At 66.3% G+C, this 19433-nt stretch carries 9 protein-coding genes; 2 read left to right on the top strand and 7 right to left on the bottom strand.

All coding sequences use genetic code 11. The features are described 5' to 3' along the window. Positions 1-4: 4 nt before the first annotated feature. From treY to ACFQU1_RS00940, 7 genes are read right to left on the bottom strand one after another with little or no spacing between them, the layout of a single operon-like run. Positions 5-2602: a malto-oligosyltrehalose synthase gene (treY, locus tag ACFQU1_RS00910; protein ID WP_378128327.1), complete on the bottom strand. Its 2598-nt coding sequence runs from the start codon at positions 2600-2602 to the stop codon at positions 5-7. After that, the gene (gene malQ, locus ACFQU1_RS00915) at positions 2599-4701 is read right to left on the bottom strand and encodes a 4-alpha-glucanotransferase (protein WP_378128328.1); all 2103 of its coding nucleotides are present in this window, start codon (positions 4699-4701) and stop codon (positions 2599-2601) included. The genes treY and malQ overlap by 4 nt, the downstream gene beginning before the upstream one ends. Further along, a complete protein-coding gene (gene treZ / locus ACFQU1_RS00920; RefSeq protein ID WP_378128329.1) occupies positions 4698-6515 on the bottom strand; it encodes a malto-oligosyltrehalose trehalohydrolase in 1818 nt (605 codons plus the stop codon). Before treZ ends, malQ begins: the two co-directional genes overlap by 4 nt. Beyond that, positions 6512-8632: a glycogen debranching protein GlgX gene (gene glgX, locus ACFQU1_RS00925; protein ID WP_378128330.1), complete on the bottom strand. Its 2121-nt coding sequence runs from the start codon at positions 8630-8632 to the stop codon at positions 6512-6514. Before glgX ends, treZ begins: the two co-directional genes overlap by 4 nt. An 11-nt stretch (positions 8633-8643) precedes the next feature. Beyond that, positions 8644-10911: a 1,4-alpha-glucan branching protein GlgB gene (glgB, locus tag ACFQU1_RS00930; protein WP_378129692.1), complete on the bottom strand. Its 2268-nt coding sequence runs from the start codon at positions 10909-10911 to the stop codon at positions 8644-8646. A gap of 17 nt (positions 10912-10928) precedes the next feature. Then, on the bottom strand, positions 10929-14231 hold the full coding sequence (gene treS / locus ACFQU1_RS00935) for a maltose alpha-D-glucosyltransferase (protein WP_378128331.1): 3303 nt from the start codon (positions 14229-14231) through the stop codon (positions 10929-10931). Position 14232: 1 nt separating this feature from the next. Continuing rightward, positions 14233-17403: a maltotransferase domain-containing protein gene (locus tag ACFQU1_RS00940; RefSeq protein WP_378128332.1), complete on the bottom strand. Its 3171-nt coding sequence runs from the start codon at positions 17401-17403 to the stop codon at positions 14233-14235. Positions 17404-17851: 448 nt separating this feature from the next. Between ACFQU1_RS00940 and ACFQU1_RS00945 the strand changes: the two genes are divergently transcribed. Continuing rightward, complete coding sequence (locus ACFQU1_RS00945; protein ID WP_378128333.1) at positions 17852-18382, top strand: DUF2934 domain-containing protein; 531 nt, start codon at positions 17852-17854, stop codon at positions 18380-18382. 112 nt (positions 18383-18494) lie between these two features. Beyond that, positions 18495-19421: an ABC transporter substrate-binding protein gene (locus tag ACFQU1_RS00950; RefSeq protein ID WP_378128334.1), complete on the top strand. Its 927-nt coding sequence runs from the start codon at positions 18495-18497 to the stop codon at positions 19419-19421. Positions 19422-19433: the final 12 nt, after the last annotated feature.

Below are 19433 nucleotides of genomic sequence, written 5' to 3' on the forward strand. Positions count from 1 at the left end.
GCCTTCAGGCCGGCACGAGCAGCGCGACGGACAATTCGCCCATCACCTCGCTCAGCATCAACTGGCCGCCCCTTGCATGTGCCATATCGGTGAGGACGTTCCGATAGGCCCCGGTCAGTTCGGCCGGCAGGGTAATCGCCGTATCCCGCCACAGGATGGGCACGACGCTCGGCCTGTCATCGGCAAGGATCGGAAGCGCGTTGCGCAACGCAATCACGATCACCGGGCCGCCCTCGCCCATCCGCGCAAAGGCGAAGATATGGGAGGCAAGTGCCCCGCTCGCCGAAAGCGGTTGCACGCCGCCGGGCGCGAAGAGATGCGACAAGTTCCGCCGCACCGCCAGCGCTCGCGCGATGACGGCTTGTTTCAGCCGCCCGTCGCACCAGGAGGTTAGAAGTGCCGCCGGCGAAAGGTTCTCGCCCAAGGCCTCTTGCCGCTCCGTGAAATCGACCGGTCGGCGGTTATCGGGATCGACGAGGCTGAAATCCCAGAATTCGGTGCCCTGATAGATGTCGGGCACGCCCGGCAGGGTGAGGCGGAGGAGGGTCTGGGTGAGGCCATTGGCGGCGCCCGCCGCGGCGATCGTCGTGACAAAGGCAGCCGCCTCCTCCGAGAAGCGGCTCGCGGCCGGATCAAGGAGAGCGAAAAGAAAGGCGCGGCAGCCCGCCTCATAGGCCTCGTCCGGCTCACTCCAGCTCGATTTGAGCTTCGCCTCGCGCAGCGCCTTCTGTTGCCAGCCGGCGAGCCGCTCGGCGAAGCCACGAAGGCCCTGCGCATCGTCACCGGCGAGATCGAGCGGCCAGGCGCCGATGATCATCTGGTAGAGCATATATGCGTCGGCGCCGTCGGGTGCGCCGCCGTGGCGCAGATCAGCATTGTCGACCATCCAGCCGCGTACAGCCCCGGCCCAAGCCTCCGGGCATTGCGAGAGCACGGCGAGCCGGGCGCGCAGGTCTTCGCCGCGCTTGTGGTCATGGGTCGCCGTAGCGAGCAGCGCCAGCGGGAATTTTTCCGCGCGCCGCCGGCAGAGCGCGAAGAATTTCTCGGGCGCGAGCGCGAACAGGCCGGGGTCCGCGCCCACCTCGTTGCGCGAGAGAAGCCGTCCATAACGGTAGAAGGCCGTGTCTTCCACCGACTTGGCGGCGACGGGCGCCGTCAGGTGTTGGAAGCGCCTGATGGCGGCGCGCCGCTTCTGACGCTCGGGACCCGGTGGCAGGGAACAGGGCGCCTCTCCGCCCAGCCAGCGCTCGATGTCGTCGATGAGCGCGTGATCCGAGGGAGGAAGCGCCGTCCGCGCCGCGCCGAAGGCGCGCTCCACGACCCACCGGTCTCCAGCCGGCCGCCCGGCTGCACCCGCATAGGTGCGATAGACCGGGAAATGCACGACTACCTCGGCGAGCACGCGGCGAATGCCCTCGGGATCGCGCCCGGCGATCGCATCGAGCGCCACCGCTGCCCGTTCGAATTCGGCCTTCAGATTGCCGGCGATCATCTCGCGCCGGGCTTGCAGTTCCTCGGCGGCGAAGTCGCCGGTCCGGCCGCTGACCTCATGCCAAAGCGCCGTCAGCGCGTCCTCGCCGGTCTCGTCGTGGATCAGCGCGCCGACCTCGCTCATGAAATCATAGCCAGTCGTGCCGTCGGTCGCCCAGTCAGCCGCGAGCTCTTCACCCTCGGCGAGGATTTTTTCGACGACGATATAGGTCCCAGAAGGCACTGTCGGCGGGCGATGCCGACCGAGCGCCTCCAGTTGCCGGCGCAGCCGCCGGCAATAGCCGCGCGGATCGGCGAGGCCGTCGACATGGTCGATCCTGAGGCCGTCGATCAGCCCTTCCCGGTAGAGCCGGAAGATCGTGGCCTGCACCTCTTCGAAGACGGTCGGATCTTCGATGCGCAATCCGGCGAGCTCGTTGATGTCGAAAAAGCGGCGCCAGTTCAGCGCCTCATTGGCCGTGCGCCATGAGGAGAGGCGATAATGCTGCTTGTCGAGAAGGGCGGAGAGGCGCGCCCGCCCCTGCTGGCTCGCCGGGTCGAAGGCCGTGAGCGCCGCCGCATCGCCGGAGAGCTCCGCAAGGCTCTCGGTCGAGAGCGGATAATGCTTCTCGCCATAGGCGACGATGGTGAACTGGCCGCTGTCGTCGCGGCCTAGCTTGACCTCGCCCTTCGCGAGGCATTCCTCGAGCGAGGAGCCGAGCACCGGCAGGGCGATCTTGTCGTTCGCTTCCCAATCGATGTCGAAGGACCGGGCATAGTGGCTCGCCGGCCCGCGTGCGAGCACATCCATCCACCAGGGATTATCGGGCCCGACGCCCATGTGGTTCGGGACGATATCGACGATGAGGCCCATGCCGTGCGCACGCAGGACGGCAACGAGGGCGCTCAAGCCCTCCTCGCCACCGAGCTCGGCGCTGACACGGGTCGGATCGACCACGTCATAGCCGTGCATGGAGCCGGACCGCGCCGTCAGGATGGGTGAGGCATAGAGATGGCTCACCCCGAGCGAGGCCATATAAGGCACCGCCGCCTGGGCATCCGCGAAGGTGAAGCCGGCGTGGAGCTGCAGGCGCATGGTGGCGCGGGGCACCATCGAGCTATAGGCGATCATGGCTGCGGCCTCGCCTTGCGGAGCCGTTGGAGCCGCTCCTGCGGTGCCGGCTCGGCGAAAAGCGCGGCGGTCTCGCCCGGCAGCCGCTGCCGCCAATTGGGATGCTCGTCGGTCGTGCCCGGCAGGTTGGGCTGCTCGGCCAAGCCGAGGATATCCTCGACCGGCACCAGGGCGAGATCAGCTGGTGTCCTGGCGACGAAATCGACCGCCGCGGTGACGACCGCCTCCGTTGGCCCATCCTCGGCCGGTGGCGCCCCGCTCGCCACCCCCGCGCGGCGGAAGGCCGTCCACAAGTCCAAGCGGTCTTCGGCGCGGGTCTCGCGCTCGCCCTCGGGCGTCGTCCCGCTTCCGAAGAGGTGAAGGGAGCTGCGCCATTCGATGTCACGGCCGGTCCACCAACCGGCAACGGTCGGCAGGTCGTGCGTCGTCGTCATGGCCGCGACGGCACGTGGCCATTCTTCGGCATCGGCGAAACCGCCCTCGTCTTCACGTTCGAACCACAGCACGCGCATGCCGAGGATGCCGATCTCTTCCAGCGTCTCGCGCAAGCCGGGCGGCACCGTGCCGAGGTCCTCGCCGATGAGGATGGCGCGATGGCGCCAGGATTCGAGCGCTGCGAGCTGAAGCATCTCGTCGCGCGGGAAGGCGAGATAGGCGCCCTCCGCTGGCGAGGCACCGTCCGGCACGAGCCAGAGCCGCGCCAGCCCGAGCACGTGATCGATGCGCAGCCCGCCGGCATGGCGCATGCCCGCCCTCAATGTGTCGGTAAAGGGCTGGAAGCCACGGGCTCGCAAGGTGCGCGGCGAGAGCGCGGTCAGTCCCCAGTTCTGCCCGAGCTGATTGAAGAGATCGGGCGGAGCGCCGACGCTTACGCCGTTCATGATGTCGCCGCGCTGTGCCCAGGCGTAGCTGCCGCCGCTGTCCGTGCCGATGGCGAGATCGTTGATGAGCCCGACGCCCATCCCCGCCTCGCGCGCCGCCGCATGGGCCTTGGCGAGGCTGGCATCGGCGAGCCACTGCAGGAAGATGTGGAAGGCGATCTCGTCCGTCTGCTCGAGGGCGAAGGCCTTCACCGCATCGCTGCGCGGGTCCTGGTATTCGGCGGGCCACTGCCGCCAATGGAAAGCCGATGGATCGGCCGCAAGACGCGCGGCATGAAGGGCCTCGAAGGTGGCGTGGTCGAAGAGCGCCTGCCCACCCCGGGACTGGAAGGCGAGGAAATCGTCCGCCAATGCGCCGGAGCCGGGCACGAGCTGCGGACCGAACAGGGTCTTCAATTCGCGGAACAGGGCGAGCTTCGCCTGGGCGGCCGCCGGCCAATCGACGAGATCCTCGCGTTCCAGATGCGCGAAGACATCGGCGAGGCCGGAGCGCTCCACCGCCTCCTGCACGAGCGCCGGACCGGCCAGCGCCGCGGGGTCCGCATGGAGCGGGTTGAGAAACAGCCGGCTCGACGGCGAATAGGGGCTGATGCGGCTGGGATCGGCCGTGAAGAGGGCATGGACGGGCCCGATCGAGAGGGCATCGCCGCCGGCCGCCGCGGCGATCTCGGCAAGCCGGGCGAGCGCCGTGAAATCGCCGATACCGCCATCACCAAGCGTTCCGGTCCTTTCCCGCCGCAGGCCGTAGAGCTGGGCGGCCAGTCCCCAGGCGCGGCGCTCGCCGACCGCATCGGCCAAGGTAAAGCAGCGCCGGGGCGTGACCGCGAGCGTGACCACGCGATCGCCGATCTCGACGCTGTGATAGCCGGGCAAGGTAATAGGTGGCAGGAGGGTCTGCTCCGTCCCGCCTCGGCCTTCCATCACGCGCCCGTCTTCGAGCGTGATGCGAAAGGGCTTCGGCGCGGAGCCGATCTCGATGGGCGTGGCCTGCCCGACCCGGGTGACGATGAAGGAGGCTCCCCGCGTGGACGCCTCCTCCTCCAGCATGCGCAGGCTTTCGGCGATGTCGTGGTCGGAGCGGCAGGGAAAGCCGAGTGCATCGAGGAGGTAGCGGATGGTGCCCATATCGACGACTTGCGGTTCATCACGCGCATCGATCCACTCGACCGCGATGCCGGCCTTGCGGGCGAGCTGCTGCAGACGGGCGTCGTCCGTCATGGCGCTCCCCCGGCATCCCCTGCGATGCTCTCTGCCGATGCGCCCTCGGCGATGAAGGCAATGGTGGTGAGCGGCGGAAGCCGGCCTTCGGCCAGCGCGGCGCCGGCACCGTCCCGGCTCTCGAAGAGGAGGGGCGCCGACTCGGCCTTGGCAGCGACGGCCTCGCGGCCGAGATTGGCGGCGATCGTCAGCACCGTGCCGTTGCCGAGTTGCCAGCGCGCGACCACCGCCGCCTCACCGATAGCGGACGCGCCGAGCGAGCGTGCGCCGTCGAGATGAGGCGCGATCGTGTCGTGGCGGATAGCGAGGAGGCGGCGATAAAGCTTGAGGCGGCGGACATCGGCCTCATCATCCGGATCGAAGGGTTCCGGTATGGAGCGCTGGAAGGTTTCCTCGGCATTCGGATCGGGAATGCGCGCCTGCGCTGCCGGATCGCTGAAGGCGGCGAAGCTCGCGAATTCTTCGCGTCGGCCGCGCCGCACCGCCTCGGCCAGTTCCGGGTTGTGATCGGTGAAATAGAGAAAAGGGGTCTTGCTGCCCCATTCCTCGCCCATGAAGATCAGCGGGATCTGCGGCGCCAGTAGTTGCAGCGCCACGGCGGCCTCGACCGCTTCCGCGTCGGCGAGCAGGGTGATGCGCTCACCGAAGGCGCGGTTGCCGATCTGATCGTGGTTCTGCAGAAACAGCACGAAGGCGGTCGGCGGCAGGTCCTTGCTCGGCGTGCCCCGCGGCTCGCCGCCGCGATGCGCCGACGGCTCGCCCTGATAGATGAAGCCCTCGGCGAGGCACCGTGCCAGACGCTCGGCGGGGCGATCTGCATAGTCGGCGTAGTATCCGCCGTTTTCCCCGGCGAGAAGCACATGCAGCACGTGGTGCCCGTCGTCATTCCACTGTGCGTCGAAGTCGCCGGCCAGATGCGAGGCGACATTGCCGTCGTGTTCGAGCACGAGATGGACCTGCCGGCCCGGTTCGACGGTGCGGCGCACCTCGGCAGCCATTTCGTCCAGCCAATCGGGTTCGGAAATGGCGTGCACCGCATCGAAACGCAGGCCATCGAAACGGTATTCCATCAGCCAGTAAAGCGCATTTTCCGTAAAGAAGCGGCGGACCTCCGGCCTGCGGAAGTCTATCGCCGGCCCCCAGGGCGTCTTGATATCGCTGCGGAAGAAGTCCGGTGCATAGGCGCCGAGATAATTCCCGTCCGGGCCGAAGTGGTTGTAGACCACGTCCAGAAAGATCGTCAGGTTGAGGTCATGCGCGCGATCGACGAGGCTCTTCAGATCGTCGGGCGTGCCATAGGCAGCATCCGGCGCAAAGGGCAGGACGCCGTCATAGCCCCAATTGTGCTTGCCCGGGAAATCGGCGATCGGCATCAGCTCGACAGCGGTGACGCCGAGCGCGGCCAGGTCGCCGAGCCGGCCGGCGATGCCGCGAAAGCCGCCGAAGGCGCCGGGATGCAGCTCGTAGAGAACCGTCTCCCGCCAGGGTCTGCCTATCCAGCCAGGATTGCGCCAGCGATAGGCGCGCGGGTCGACGACGACGCTCGGCCCATGGATGTCATCGGCCTGGGCGCGTGACGCCGGATCGGGAACGAGAAGCCCGTCGGCGAGCCTGAATTGATAGCGCGCGCCAGCCGCGCAAGGCACGGTGGTTTCAAAAACGCCGTCTTTCAGCTCCATGGCAACGGGCGATCCGCCGTCGATGACGACGGCCACCTCCTGTTGCGCCGGCGCCCACAGGCGGAAGGTCGTGCGGTCGCCCGTGACGGTTGCTCCGAACGGCAGCTGTCTGGCGAATTCTGCCCCCATCGTCATCCCACATCGCTCCAACGCGCGGCCAGAATCACCGCGCTGTGGCCTGCCACATGCAAAGCCCCATCGACGACCGCATCCGTGTCATCGGGGTCGGCGCTATTCACGAGCAGGCGCCAATCGAGATTCGGCGGCGGCAGCATGAACTGCGCGGCCTCTCCGGAGCCGTTGACGATGAGTGTGACGACGTCGACCGAGCCATTGTCGCGCCGACCTGCCCGCCGCATGATCAATCGTCTCTCCTCCGGATCGTTCCATTCGCCCGGCGTCATCACGTGGCCCTGCGCATTGAACCAGGCGACATCCTGGATGCCGGGCACCGGTTCCTCGCGGCCATGCAGGAACCTCTTGGAACGCAGCACGGGATAGGCCCGGCGGATCGACGTGAGCCTCGCGACGAAACCGCGGAGCGACTCCGCCTCCGGCGTATTGGCGAGCTGCCAGTCCACCCAGGAGATCTCGTTGTCCTGGCAATAGGCATTGTTGTTGCCCTGCTGCGTGCGGCAGATTTCGTCACCGCTGAGCAGCATCGGCGTGCCATGCGCCGCGAGAAGGGTGGTCAGCATGGCGCGCTTCACCCGGTCGCGCGTCTCCCGGATTTCCGGATCGTCGGTCGGCCCCTCCTCGCCCCAGTTGTTGCTGTGGTTCTCGCCGTGGCCGTCGTGGTTCTCCTCGCCATTGGCCTCGTTGTGCCGCTGGTTGAAGCTCACCACGTCTTCCAGCGTGAAGCCGTCATGGGCGGTCACGAAATTGACCGAAGCCCAAGTCCCGCGGCGGTTGCGATCGAAGATATCGCCGGAGCCCGCAAGCCGCGCCGCAAGATCGCCGAGGTATCCGGCATCACCGCGCCAAAAGCGGCGGATGTCGTCGCGGAAGCGGTCGTTCCACTCGGCGAAGCCGACCGGGTGATTGCCGACCTGATAGCCGCCGGGCCCGAGATCCCAAGGTTCGGCGATCAGCTTCTTGCGCGCCAGGATCGGGTCCTGCCCCAGCGCATCGAAGAAGCCGGCGCCTGGGTCGAAGCCGCCCGGCTCGCGCCCCAGCGTGCTGCTCAGATCGAAGCGGAAGCCGTCGACGCCGTAGAAGGTCGCCCAGTGGCGCAGCGAGTCCATGACCATCTGCAGGACGCGCGGATGCGACAGGTTGAGCGTATTGCCCGTGCCGGTGTCGTTGATGCAATGCCGCTCGTTGCCGGGAACGAGGCGGTAATAGCTCGCGTTGTCGAGACCGCGGAAGGAAAGCGTCGGTCCGAGCTCGCTGCCTTCGCAGGTGTGGTTGTAGACCACGTCGAGGATGACCTCGATGCCGGCCGCGTGAAGCTGGGCGATCGCCATCCGCAGCTCCTGGCGCGAGCCGTCCGAGAGATAGCTCGGCTCCGGTGCGAAGAAGGCGAGCGTGTTGTATCCCCAGTAGTTCTTCAGCCCTTGTTCGAGCAACCGCCGGTCCTGCAGAAAGGCCTGCACCGGCAGGAGCTCGATGGCGGTAATGCCGAGCTTGACGAGATAGTCGACGACGGAGGGATCCGCGAGCGCGGCAAAGGTGCCGCGCTCGTGCGGCCGCACGTCGTCGCGCCCGATGGTGAGGCCGCGCACATGCGCCTCGTAAATGATGGTCTGGTCCCAGGGAATGTTCGGCGGAACAGACCTTGCGAGGTCCAGGTCGGCCGACAGCGCAGGCGGATCGTCGGTCACCACCGCCTTCGGCATCGCAACCGCACTGTCGCGTCGGTCGAAGGAGAGATCGGCGCGCGAGGAATTCAGCCGGTAGCCGAACAGCGCATCCGACCAGCGCACCTGGCCCGATAACGCGCGGGCATAGGGGTCGAGCAGGAGCTTGTTGCTGTTGAAGCGGTGGCCGTGGCGCGGCTCGTAGGGGCCATAGGCGCGGTAGCCGTAAAGAAGGCCGGCACGCGCCAGCGGCAGATACCCGTGAAAGACGCCATCGGTGCATTCGGGCATGGCGAGCCGCGCGAGCTCGCGCCGGCCGGATGGATCAAAGATGCAAAGCTCGATCTTCTCCGCATGGGCCGAGAAGACGGCGAAATTCACACCGAGCCTGTCGCAGGTTGCACCGAGGGGATAGGGCGAACCGGCCATCAGGCGATCGGGGGGTGCTGGCATACGTCCTCATTTCAATTGTCCGGTACTAGGAAAATGGCCGCGAGCGGCGGCACGGTGAGCGACAGGGAAAACGGCTCGCCATGGCTCGGCTCCTGATCGGCGGAAACCGTGCCGCCATTGCCAATGTCGCTACCACCATAAAAGCTCGAATCCGTATTGAGGATCTCGCGCCAGCCTCCGCCCGACGGTACCCCGAGCCTGTAACCTGTACGCGGCACCGGTGTCATGTTGATTACGGCAAGAACCGGAACATCGGTGCCGTCGCCGAAGCGCAGGAAGGCGAAGACGCTGTTGTGGCTGTCGTCGAGGACCACCCAGCGGAAGCCGGCGCTCTCCGTGTCACGCCGGTGGAGCGCCGGCCAATCGCGATAGATGCGATTGAGATCGCGGACGAGGCGCTGAACGCCGCTATGCGCGGAATCGGCCAGGAGATGCCAGTCGATGGAGCTCTCGTGGTTCCACTCCCGCTCCTGCGCGATCTCGCAGCCCATGAAGAGGAGCTTCTTGCCGGGATGGGCCCACATCAAGCCGAGATAGGCGCGCAGATTGGCGAAGCGCTGCCAGCGGTCGCCCGGCATCTTGCCGATCAGCGATCCCTTGCCGTGCACGACCTCGTCATGCGAGATCGGCAGCACGAAGCGCTCGGAAAAGGCATAGACGAGGCCGAAGGCGATATTGTCGTGGTGCCAGGTGCGGTGGATGGGATCACGCTCGATATAGTGGAGCGTGTCGTGCATCCAGCCCATGTTCCACTTATAGGCAAAGCCGAGGCCACCTTCCGCCACCGGCTTCGATACGCCGGGCCAAGCGGTCGATTCCTCCGCGACCATGATCGCGCCGGGGCAGCGCTCGGCGACCACCGTGTTGAGCTGCTTGATGAAGGCGACGGCCTCGAGGTTCTCACGACCGCCGTAGATATTCGGCACCCATTGGCCCGGCTCGCGGCTGTAGTCGCGGTAGAGCATGGAGGCGACCGCATCGACCCGCAGACCATCCACATGGAACCGCTCCAGCCATGAGAGCGCGCTCGCGACGAGGAAGCCTGCCACCTCGCGCCGGCCGAAATTGTAGATCAGCGTGTTCCAGTCGCGATGGAAACCCTCGCGCGGGTCCTGGTGCTCGTAGAGCGACGTTCCGTCGAAGCGGGCAAGCCCATAGACATCGGCCGGGAAATGCGCCGGCACCCAGTCGAGAATGACGCCGATGCCGGCGGCATGGCAGGCATCGACGAAACGCGCGAAGCCCTCCGGCGAGCCATGACGGGCCGTCGGCGCGAAGAGGCCGAGCGGCTGGTAGCCCCAGGAGCCGCCGAACGGATGCTCCATGATCGGCAGGAGCTCCACATGGGTGAAGCCGGCATCGACCACATAGGGAATGAGACGCCGGGCGAGATCGTCCCAATCGAGCGCGCGCTCGCCGCCGAAATCGCCGGCCACCGTGCTGCCGATCCAGGAGAAGGTGTGGACCTCATAGATGCTGATCGGTGCCTGCGGCGCCTGGCGGGCGGCGCGCGTCGCCATCCATTCGTCGTCGGTCCAGGAGAAGGTGACCCGGTGGGCGACGACCGACGCCGTGGCAGGCGGGACTTCTGTCTGCAGGGCGACCGGGTCCGCCTTCAAGGGCAGCACTTGGCCATCGCTCGACAGGAGCTCGTATTTGTAGACTTCGCCGGCCTTCAGGCGCGGCACGAAGAGTTCCCAGACGCCGGCGTCATGACGCAGCCGCATCGGATGGCGCCGCCCATCCCAGGCATTGAAATTGCCGACGACCGATACGCGCTGGGCGTTCGGTGCCCAGACGGCAAAGCGCACGCCGCTCACGCCGTCGATGGTCATCGGGCGCGCGCCGAGGCAGGTCCAGAGCTCGCGATGGCTGCCCTCACCCAGGAGGTGCAGATCGAGATCGCCGAGGAGCGGCCCGAAGGAATAGGGGTCCTCGGTGTCCTCGACCACTTCCTGGCCACCGCCAGGTCGCGTCGGCGCGGGCCATGTGATCTGCAGCCGGTAGGGAACGTCTTCCGCGAGCTTTCCGACGAACAGGCCGGGGGTCTGCACGGCCGCGAGCCTGCCGAGCGGGCGGCCGTCGTCGCGGGCGAAGACCTCGACCGCCAAGGCGCCGGGCAGGAAGGCGCGCACCACCATGGCGTCCCTTTGCCGATGCGGTCCGAGCACGCCAAAGGGGTCGCGAATGCGCGCATGGACCAGCGTGTCGACGACAGCCTGGTCAACGAGAAGCGCGGGATCGGCGAGATCGCGCTCCCGCCCATCGCGGTCCAGCATGAGCGGTGCCTCGTCCATCAAGCGTTTTCCCGCACAGATTGGCCGACGAGGTCCGAGACGAGCCGGGCAAATCCCTGCAGCGGAATGTCGATCCAGCTCGGCCTGTTGGCGGCCTCGTAGCAGACCTCGTAAGCCACCTTTTCGAGCGTGAACAGCGCAATCAGCGCCTGTTCCCCGTCCGGGCTGCCCCAATCGAGCGCCGTGCCCTGGGCGGCAAGGCGGTAAGCGTCGAGGAAGGTGCCGAGCGCCGTCTCGCGGAATTCGGCGATCAGGGTCTGCTTGCGTTCGCTGCCGCCCGGCCGCTCGCTGCCGAGTTCCGAGCGCAAGGCGACCGCCGCCACATAGTCGATGGAGCGAATGAGGCCGGCGACATCGCGCAGCGGGCTCGCCTTGGCGCGGCGCTCGGCCAGATTGCGGGTCGGCTCGCCTTCGAAGTCGATGATGAAGATGTCGCTCTGGGCGATCAGCACCTGGCCGAGATGGAAATCGCCATGGGTGCGCGTTTGCAGCGAGCCGATGCCGGCGGCTGCAAGGCGTTTGACCTCCGCGAGCAGCCGGTCGCGCTGCGCGAGTATGTCCCTGGCGAGGCCTCGGTCATCGTCATTCGCCCAATCGGTCTTGGCGCTGAGTACGTCGCAGGCCTCGGCGATCTGGCGGGACACGTCGCTCGCCCAGCGCTCGGCCTCGGCAGCACCGACACGGACCGGCGCGAAGGCCGGATCGTCGGTCGGGATCGCAAGCAGAGCGTGCATCTCCGCCAGCGCCCGGCCCATGGCGGTGGCAACGACCCTATAGGCCGCAAGCAGCTCTTCGCCGTTGCCAGTCGCCTCGAGCGCCATCACGTCGTCGCTGCAGCGCTGCAGATAATCGAGCGTCCAGCGCCAGCCGTCGCCCTGGTTGCGCACGAAGCCCTGGATGATGCCGATCGTCGCGCGCTCGTCGTCGCCGCTTCCCCAGACCTTGACGATTTCGCCGAGGAGCGGGGCGGAATGGGCGAAGCCGAGCTCGGTCAGATGCCGGTTCATCTCCGCTTCCGGATGGATGCCGGGCTGGATCCGGCGGATGAGCTTGACCGCGAGCACATCGGCGATGGTCACCGAGCTATTCGACTGCTCGGCGGAGAGCCATTTGATGTCGGCATCGGGCGCGATATCAGTTTCGGCGAGCCGGTTCGCCGGCAGGAAGCGGACCTCGCCCGTTCCCATGGGCAGCGTCGTGCCGTCGCGCAGCGCCGTGATGAGCGAGCGGATGAAGGATTCGAGCGCGAAGGCATCGGTGAGATGGCCCACCCTGCGGCCCCGCCTGAGCCGCGCGAGCGCAAGCTGCTGTGGCAGCGCCGCCGTGGTCTCGTCCTCCCAGGCGACGCCGAGCGGCAGGAGATAGTTGGCCGTGCCGCGCTTGGTGGTGACGGCGATTTCCGTCAGGAGATTTTCGGTCGGCCCAGGCAGGCGCGCGGCTGACGTAACCTCCACCTTGGTGATCGCTTCATCCTTGGCTGCGAACCAGCGGCGCTTCGGGAGATAGGCGAGCAGCGATTCCGTTTCCAGAATCTTGCGTCTGTCCTTGTCCAGGACTTCTTCGAGTTGATTGCGCATGACGACCGTCGCAAATTCCGGCAATGGCTCGGGCGCAGGGACGTGCCAGGAGGGCAAGGCCGTCTCTGTGGCCAGAATGAACCAGTAGAAGCCGTATGGGGGCAGCGTGAGCAGATAGGTGAGCTGCCCGATCGGCGGGAAGACCGAATCCGCCGTCATTTCCACGGGGATCCGGCCGGCGAAGGCGGCAAGGTCCAGTTCGACGGCCTGCGGCGAGCGGGACAGATTGGCGACGCATAGGATCGTCTCATCCTCATATTCGCGCAGGTAAGCCATGATCTTGCGGTTGCGCGGATAGAGAAAGCGGAAGGTTCCGCGACCGAAGGCGCTGTGGTCGCGCCGCACTGTCAGCATCCGCCGCATCCAATTCAGCAGCGAATGCGGATCGCGGCTCTGCGCCTCCACATTGATGGCTTCGTAGCCGTAGAGTGTATCCATGATCGGCGGCAGCACAAGCCGCTCCGGATCGGCACGCGAGAAGCCGCCGTTCCGATCCGGCGACCATTGCATGGGCGTGCGCACGCCGTCGCGGTCGCCGAGATGGATATTGTCGCCCATGCCGATTTCGTCGCCGTAGTAGATCACGGGCGTGCCCGGCATGGAGAGCAGCAGGGCGTTCATGAGCTCGATGCGGCGGCGGTCGCGTTCGAGCAGCGGCGCAAGCCGCCGGCGGATACCGAGATTGAGCCGTGCGCGGCGGTCGGCCGCATAGACCTGCCAGAGATAGTCGCGCTCGCTGTCGGTGACCATTTCGAGCGTCAGCTCGTCATGGTTCCTGAGGAAGATCGCCCATTGGCAATTGGCCGGAATCTCCGGGGTCTGGCGCAAGATGTCGGTGATCGGGAACCGGTCCTCCCGCGCGATCGCCATATACATCCGCGGCATCAGCGGAAAATGAAAGGCCATGTGGCATTCGTCGCCGTCGCCGAAATACTGCTGCGTATCTTCCGGCCACTGATTGGCCTCGGCGAGCAGCATCCTGTCGGGATAGTCGGTGTCGACGGCCGCGCGGATGCGCTTCAGGACGGCATGCGTCTCGGGCAGGTTCTCGTTGATCGTGCCCTCGCGCTCGACAAGATAGGGCACGGCGTCGAGCCGCAGCCCGTCGACGCCGAGGTCGAGCCAGAACCGCATGACGCTCAGCACCGCGCGGATGACCTGCGGATTGTCGAAATTGAGATCCGGCTGGTGGGAGTAGAAGCGGTGCCAGTAATAGGCGCCCGCCACCGGATCCCAGGTCCAGTTCGACTTCTCCGTGTCGATGAAGATGATGCGCGTGCCCGCATAGGCCTGGTCGTTGTCCGACCAGACGTAGAAATTGCGCGCTGCCGAGCCGGGCTTTGCCTGCCGCGCCCGCTGGAACCAGGGATGCTGGTCGGAGGTGTGATTGATCACCAGTTCGGTGATCACGCGGATGCCGCGGGCATGCGCCTCGTCGATGAAGCGGCGCACGTCCGACAAATGGCCGTAGTCGGGATGAACCTCGCGGTATTCGGCAATGTCATAGCCGTCGTCGCGCCGCGGCGAGGGATAGAACGGCAAGAGCCACACGGCGGTGACGCCGAGCGCCGCAATATAGTCGAGCTTGGCGAGGAGGCCCGCGAAATCGCCGACGCCGTCGTTGTCGGCGTCGAAGAACGACTTGACGTGCAGCTGGTAGATGACCGCGTCCTTGTACCACAAGGGATCGGCGGGAAGCATGGAGCTCTTCCGGGAGCGCGGCATGTCAGCGTCCTCCCACCGGCCGCGCCCGCCAGATGGCGAAGGGCTGACCTGGGTCGAGCGTCATCATCTGATTCTTGCCGGCGAGGACGAATTCGCGATCGTTCATCAGATCCTCGACGACGAGAGCACCGTCATCGGGCAGGCCCCATTCCCATAACGGCAGCTCGAAGGAAAAGGTTCGGGCCGCATGCGGATCGAGGTTGACGGCAACCAGAATAGTATTGTCGCGCAAGGGCGTGGTCTTTCCGTAGTAGAGGATGGCGTCGTCGAAGGCGCTGTAGAAGGCGAGCCCCAAATGGCTCTGCAGGGCGGGATTGGCCTTGCGGATGCGGTTCAAGCGGGTGATCTCGGCGATGATGTTGCCCGGCGCAGACCAGTCGCGCGGCTTGATCTCGTATTTCTCGGAATCGCGATATTCCTCACGCCCAGGCAGAGCGGCGGCCTCGCAGAGCTCGAAGCCGGAATAGACGCCCCAGAGGCCCGACAGCGTCGCCGCCAGCGCGGCGCGGATGAGAAAGCCGGGGCGCCCCGACTGCTGCAGGAAGACAGGATTGATATCCGGCGTATTGACGAAGAAATGCGGCCGGAAGAAATCCTTGACCTCGGTCTGGGTCAATTCCGTCAGATAGTCGGACAGCTCCCGCTTGTCGTTCCGCCAGGTAAAGTAAGTATAGGATTGTGAAAAGCCGGCCTTGGCGAGGCGGTACATCATCTTTGGCCGGGTAAAGGCTTCCGACAGGAAGACGGCATCGGGATACCGGCCCGAAACATCGGCGATGAGCCATTCCCAGAAGGGCAGCGGCTTGGTGTGGGGATTGTCGACGCGGAAAAGGCGCACGCCTTCGCCCGCCCAGAACAGCACGACGTCGCGCAGCGCGAGCCATAGGTCGGGCAGCGCCGCCTCGGCGTAGAAGTCGACGTTGACGATGTCCTCGTATTTCTTCGGCGGGTTCTCGGCGTAGCGCAGGCTCCCGTCGGGCCGCCAGGCAAACCATTCCGGATGCTGCTTCAGCCAGGGATGATCGGGCGAGCACTGTATGGCGAAGTCGAGCGCGAGCTCGATACCGTGATCGAAGGCCGCATCGCGCAGTCGCCGGAAGTCGTCGAGCGTGCCGAGCGCCGGGTGGATGGCATCGTGCCCGCCCTCGTCCCCACCGATGGCATAGGGACTGCCGGGATCGTCGGGGCCGGCCGTCAGCGCATTGTTGCGCCCCTTGCGGTTCGTGCGGCCGATCGGGTGGATGGGCGGGAAATAGAGCACATCGAAGCCCATGTCGCGGATCGCCGGCAGGCGGCCCACGACATCGGCGAAAGTGCCGTGGCGGTTCACGTCGTCGGTCTGCGAGCGGGGAAAAAGCTCGTACCAGCTGGCGAAACCAGCGCCACGCCGTTCGGCGAGAACCGGGACCTCGACCGGATGACGGGAAAGGAAGGCGCGCGGATCGCAGGCCCGCGCGAGCGTCGCAACCTCGTCGGACAGGAGCCGGTCGAGCTTCGCCTCGTCCGAGCCCGTAAGATCCGCGAGAATGCGCGCGAGCTTGGTCCCGTCGGGCGTGCGCTTCCCTTCGGCGGCCTCGCGCAGGTGACGCGTGCCCTCCTCGATCTCGACGGCAAGAGGCTGGCCGGCGGCACGCTTCTTCTCCACCTCGTCGCGCCAGGAGCCATAGGCATCCCGCCAGGCCTCGACGGTGAAGACATGCCGGCCGAGGCGCGTCACGGGAAAATGGCCCTGCCATCGATCGTTGATGACGAAGGCCATGGGCGCGCTCTGCCACTCGTCCTCGTCGACAGCGCGCCAAAGCAGACGGGCGGCGAGCTTGTCATGCCCGTCGATGAAAATATCGGCCTCGACCGTCACCTCGCTGCCAACCAGCCGTTTGGCGGCAAAGCGCCCGCCGTCGATCGACGGCGTGACATCCGCAATCACGATGCGCGGCGCGGCGATTGCAGCCGTGATGTCCTCCGCCTGGGGTTCGCGGAGAACGGGGCGGCTCGTCTCGGCCGAAAAGAGCCGGACCTCGCCGGGCTCGAGACGAATGCGACGGCCGCCCAGAAGCTCCACCTTCGAAAACTCCACGTCGCGAAAGGGCGAAAAGCCGGTCGGAAGCGCGGCAATGGCTCCGCCGTCGATCGATGTGGGCCGGCCGAGGTCGGGATTGATGACGACGAGCGTGGCCCGGCTCACCCGCTGCACATCCGGCTTATCCATGCGCAGGATGGCCGTAGCCGCGGCATCCGGTCCGGTCAGAATACCCAGCCGATCGTCACGGCCGAGGATGTCGCCACGGGCAATGAGAGCATTGACGCGCGCGATCTCGCGGGTGAGGTCGAAACTCGGCTCATCGGGTCCGCTGGCTGGACGTACGCGTATGGGATCGAGAGGCTCGGTTGCGCCGTGTTCGAAGCCCATGGGCACGAGAAGGCCCGCGCCCGTTGCCGCCGCCACGTTGAGCGCGCGGCGGGCGGCGCGCTCGCTGAAGGGGCCGGCCGCGGCCGCAAGGCGCTTGCCGAAAGGCCGTTCCGGAAAGCCGACGAGCGGCGCCACCGGGCACAGCGCTTCGTGCTCGTCCACCAGCCATCCAGCCCGGCAGTCCCACCATGCGACCGAGGAGAAGAGATAGTCGAAGCCGCAACCGGCGAGAGCGGCGATCGCCGCGAGTGGCGTCCCCGGCGTGTCGGCGAGAAAGAGGCTGTCGGGCTGCTCGGCACGCGCGGCCCCGGCCAATTGCCTCCAGACGCGGGGCGGCACCTGGCCCGGGTCGAGGCAGCGAAAACCTGCGACCCCCGCTCGCACCAGCCGCTCGATTCGCCCGGCCCACCATTGGGTGAGAATGTCCGTGCAGCGGGCATCATCGAAGCGGGCAACGAGCGCTCCGCGATTGCGCAGCCGGCGGGGATCGAGCGCCTCCGCGCCGTCCGGCCTGTTGAAACAGTCGCCGACAAGGTCCGGCGCAACCGCGTCCTCGGCGACCCGGTCGATGACGAGATCGAGGAGAAGGGAGAGATCGCGGTCCCGGCAGGCGGCGGCGAGCTCTGCGAGCCACTCATCCGCAGCCGACGGCCGGCCCTCGGCGAGGACGGCATGCACGCGCTCATGATCGGCGGTAAGAAAGATGTCACCGCTCCGCCCCGGCATGAAAACCGGAGCGGTGAGCACGTGGCTGAACCCCATCTGCCGCGCTCTGTCGAGAAGATCAGGCCATCTGGCGCCTGCCCCGATCGAGAGTGGATGAATGTAGTAGATCCGGGGCGGTGGCGGCCTCTGCGTCATAGGAGGTCGGTGTCCCTGCAGACAAAAACGTTCTTTGCGGTCGTGTGCAACTCGTCCGCCCTGAATATATCTCGTGGAAAAGCCGAATGAACTGCCAAGCTTGGCAGCCCCCCGAAGACTGCCGACGACCGTCAGTCATAACGGCTCCGCCGCGCTCAAGTTCCCGGCCGCTCGACGAGAAATACAGCGGCGGAAAGTTTCTTTTCGCGAGGGCATAGTCTCCCCCCCCCCGCAGGTGCTTGCGGCAGTATGGCCCGAAGACTAGTTTGAGCGGAACAAGCGAATTGGTTTTGCGTTGGTGCGTGGGTTTGCCGACGGCTTGGCTGTCACCCTCATCGGCGGGACAATCATGGACGACAAAGAACAGCGGATCCGTGACATAGCATACAGGCTCTGGCAGGAGGACGGTCGTCCGGAGGGCCGCGCCGACGAACATTGGCGACGAGCTCGCGAGCTCGCCGATAGCGAGGACAAGGGAAGCGCCTCGCAGACCCTTTCCAGGAAGCGCGCGCCGGGAGCAGCAAAGTCCACCGCATCCGCTCAGTCCTCGCCCAAGCCGGCCAAGCTGACCGCCGCCGCATCGAAGACGCGCAGCACCGCAGCCCCTCGGGCCGAGGTGGAAGCGAAGCCAAAGAAGCCCCAAACGGCACCCAAGGAGCAGCCGAGAAAGACGGCAGCAGCAGCGCCCGAAAGTGGAGAGCCCAAAACTGCTGCGCGCAAGACTGCTGCGCCCAAGACTGCCGCGCCGAGAAGCGCAGCGCAGAAGAGTGCTGGGACCAAGAACGCCGAGGCGAAGAGCACAGAGCCCAAGAGCACAGAGCCCAAGAGCGACGGGGCGAAGAGCACTGGCGCCCGCACCACGAAAAGTGGCAAGAAGTGACGGCGAGAGAACGCCGGGTTTTTATCGCGAAGGATTGACGGTGCCGGACGATGGGTCGTCCGGCGCAGCCGTCGTCGTTCCAGGGTGCCGGTAAGACAAGGAAGGATTGACGATGCCGCGACTGTTGAGGAGCTGCGCTTTCTTGGCGTCGGCCATTTTGATGATGGCCGCGGCGAGCGTTGGAGCACGCGCGGCCGAGCCCGTGACGGTCGCGTCGAAGATCGACACCGAAGGCGCCGTATTGGGCAACGCGATCGTTCTTCTCCTCGAGAATGCAGGCATCCCCGTCAACAATAAGGTTCAGCTCGGCCCCACCAAGATCGTGCGCACTGCAATTCTCTCCGGCGAGATCGATATCTATCCGGAATATACCGGCAATGCCGGCTTCTTCTTCACGATCGATTCCGATCCCGTCTGGAAGGATGCCAAAGCCGGCTATGAAAAGGCGCGGGAGCTCGACAAGGCGAATAATCTGGTGTGGCTCGATCCGGCGCCGGCAAACAACACCTGGGCCATTGCCGTGCGCAAGGCCTTCGCCGCCGAAAATCATCTGAAGACGCTCGATGACTTCGCCAAATGGGTGAATGCCGGCGGCAAGGTGAAACTCGCAGGCTCAGCGGAATTCGTCGAGAGCCCGGCGGCCCTGCCAGCCTTTCAGAAGGCCTATGGCTTCAAGCTCACGAACGACCAGTTGCTCGTGCTGTCGGGCGGCGACACGGCCGCCACCATCAAGGCGGCGGCCGAGGCGACATCGGGCGTCAATGCCGCCATGGCCTATGGCACGGACGGAGCGCTTGCGGCGCTCGAGCTGATCGTGCTCGAGGACACCAAGGCGGTGCAGCCGGTCTATGCGCCAGCCCCCGTGGTGCGCGGCGACGTGCTGAAGGCCTATCCCAAGATCGCCGATGTCCTCAACCCGGTGTTCCGCTCCCTGTCTCTCGAGACGCTTCAGGCGCTCAATGCCAAGGTGACCGTCGAGGGACAGGACGCGAGCACGGTCGCCAAGGCCTATCTCACGGAGAAGGGCTTCTTGAAGTGACCCGTTCGGACC

Origin of the sequence: Chelatococcus sp. GCM10030263 (genome assembly GCF_042666455.1) — a bacterium.
Lineage (GTDB): Bacteria > Pseudomonadota > Alphaproteobacteria > Rhizobiales > Beijerinckiaceae > Chelatococcus.

What these genes read in the sequence shown, in the direction of transcription:
- glgB (WP_378129692.1), bottom strand. Translation starts at nt 10,911, where the DNA reads ATGCTGGACCGCGATGGGCGGGAGCGCGATCTCGCCGATCCCGCGCTT.
- treS (WP_378128331.1), bottom strand. Translation starts at nt 14,231, where the DNA reads ATGCCGCGCTCCCGGAAGAGCTCCATGCTTCCCGCCGATCCCTTGTGG.
- ACFQU1_RS00940 (WP_378128332.1), bottom strand. Translation starts at nt 17,403, where the DNA reads ATGGGGTTCAGCCACGTGCTCACCGCTCCGGTTTTCATGCCGGGGCGG.
- malQ (WP_378128328.1), bottom strand. Translation starts at nt 4,701, where the DNA reads ATGACGGACGACGCCCGTCTGCAGCAGCTCGCCCGCAAGGCCGGCATC.
- treY (WP_378128327.1), bottom strand. Translation starts at nt 2,602, where the DNA reads ATGATCGCCTATAGCTCGATGGTGCCCCGCGCCACCATGCGCCTGCAG.
- glgX (WP_378128330.1), bottom strand. Translation starts at nt 8,632, where the DNA reads ATGCCAGCACCCCCCGATCGCCTGATGGCCGGTTCGCCCTATCCCCTC.
- ACFQU1_RS00950 (WP_378128334.1), top strand. Translation starts at nt 18,495, where the DNA reads ATGCCGCGACTGTTGAGGAGCTGCGCTTTCTTGGCGTCGGCCATTTTG.
- ACFQU1_RS00945 (WP_378128333.1), top strand. Translation starts at nt 17,852, where the DNA reads ATGGACGACAAAGAACAGCGGATCCGTGACATAGCATACAGGCTCTGG.
- treZ (WP_378128329.1), bottom strand. Translation starts at nt 6,515, where the DNA reads ATGACGATGGGGGCAGAATTCGCCAGACAGCTGCCGTTCGGAGCAACC.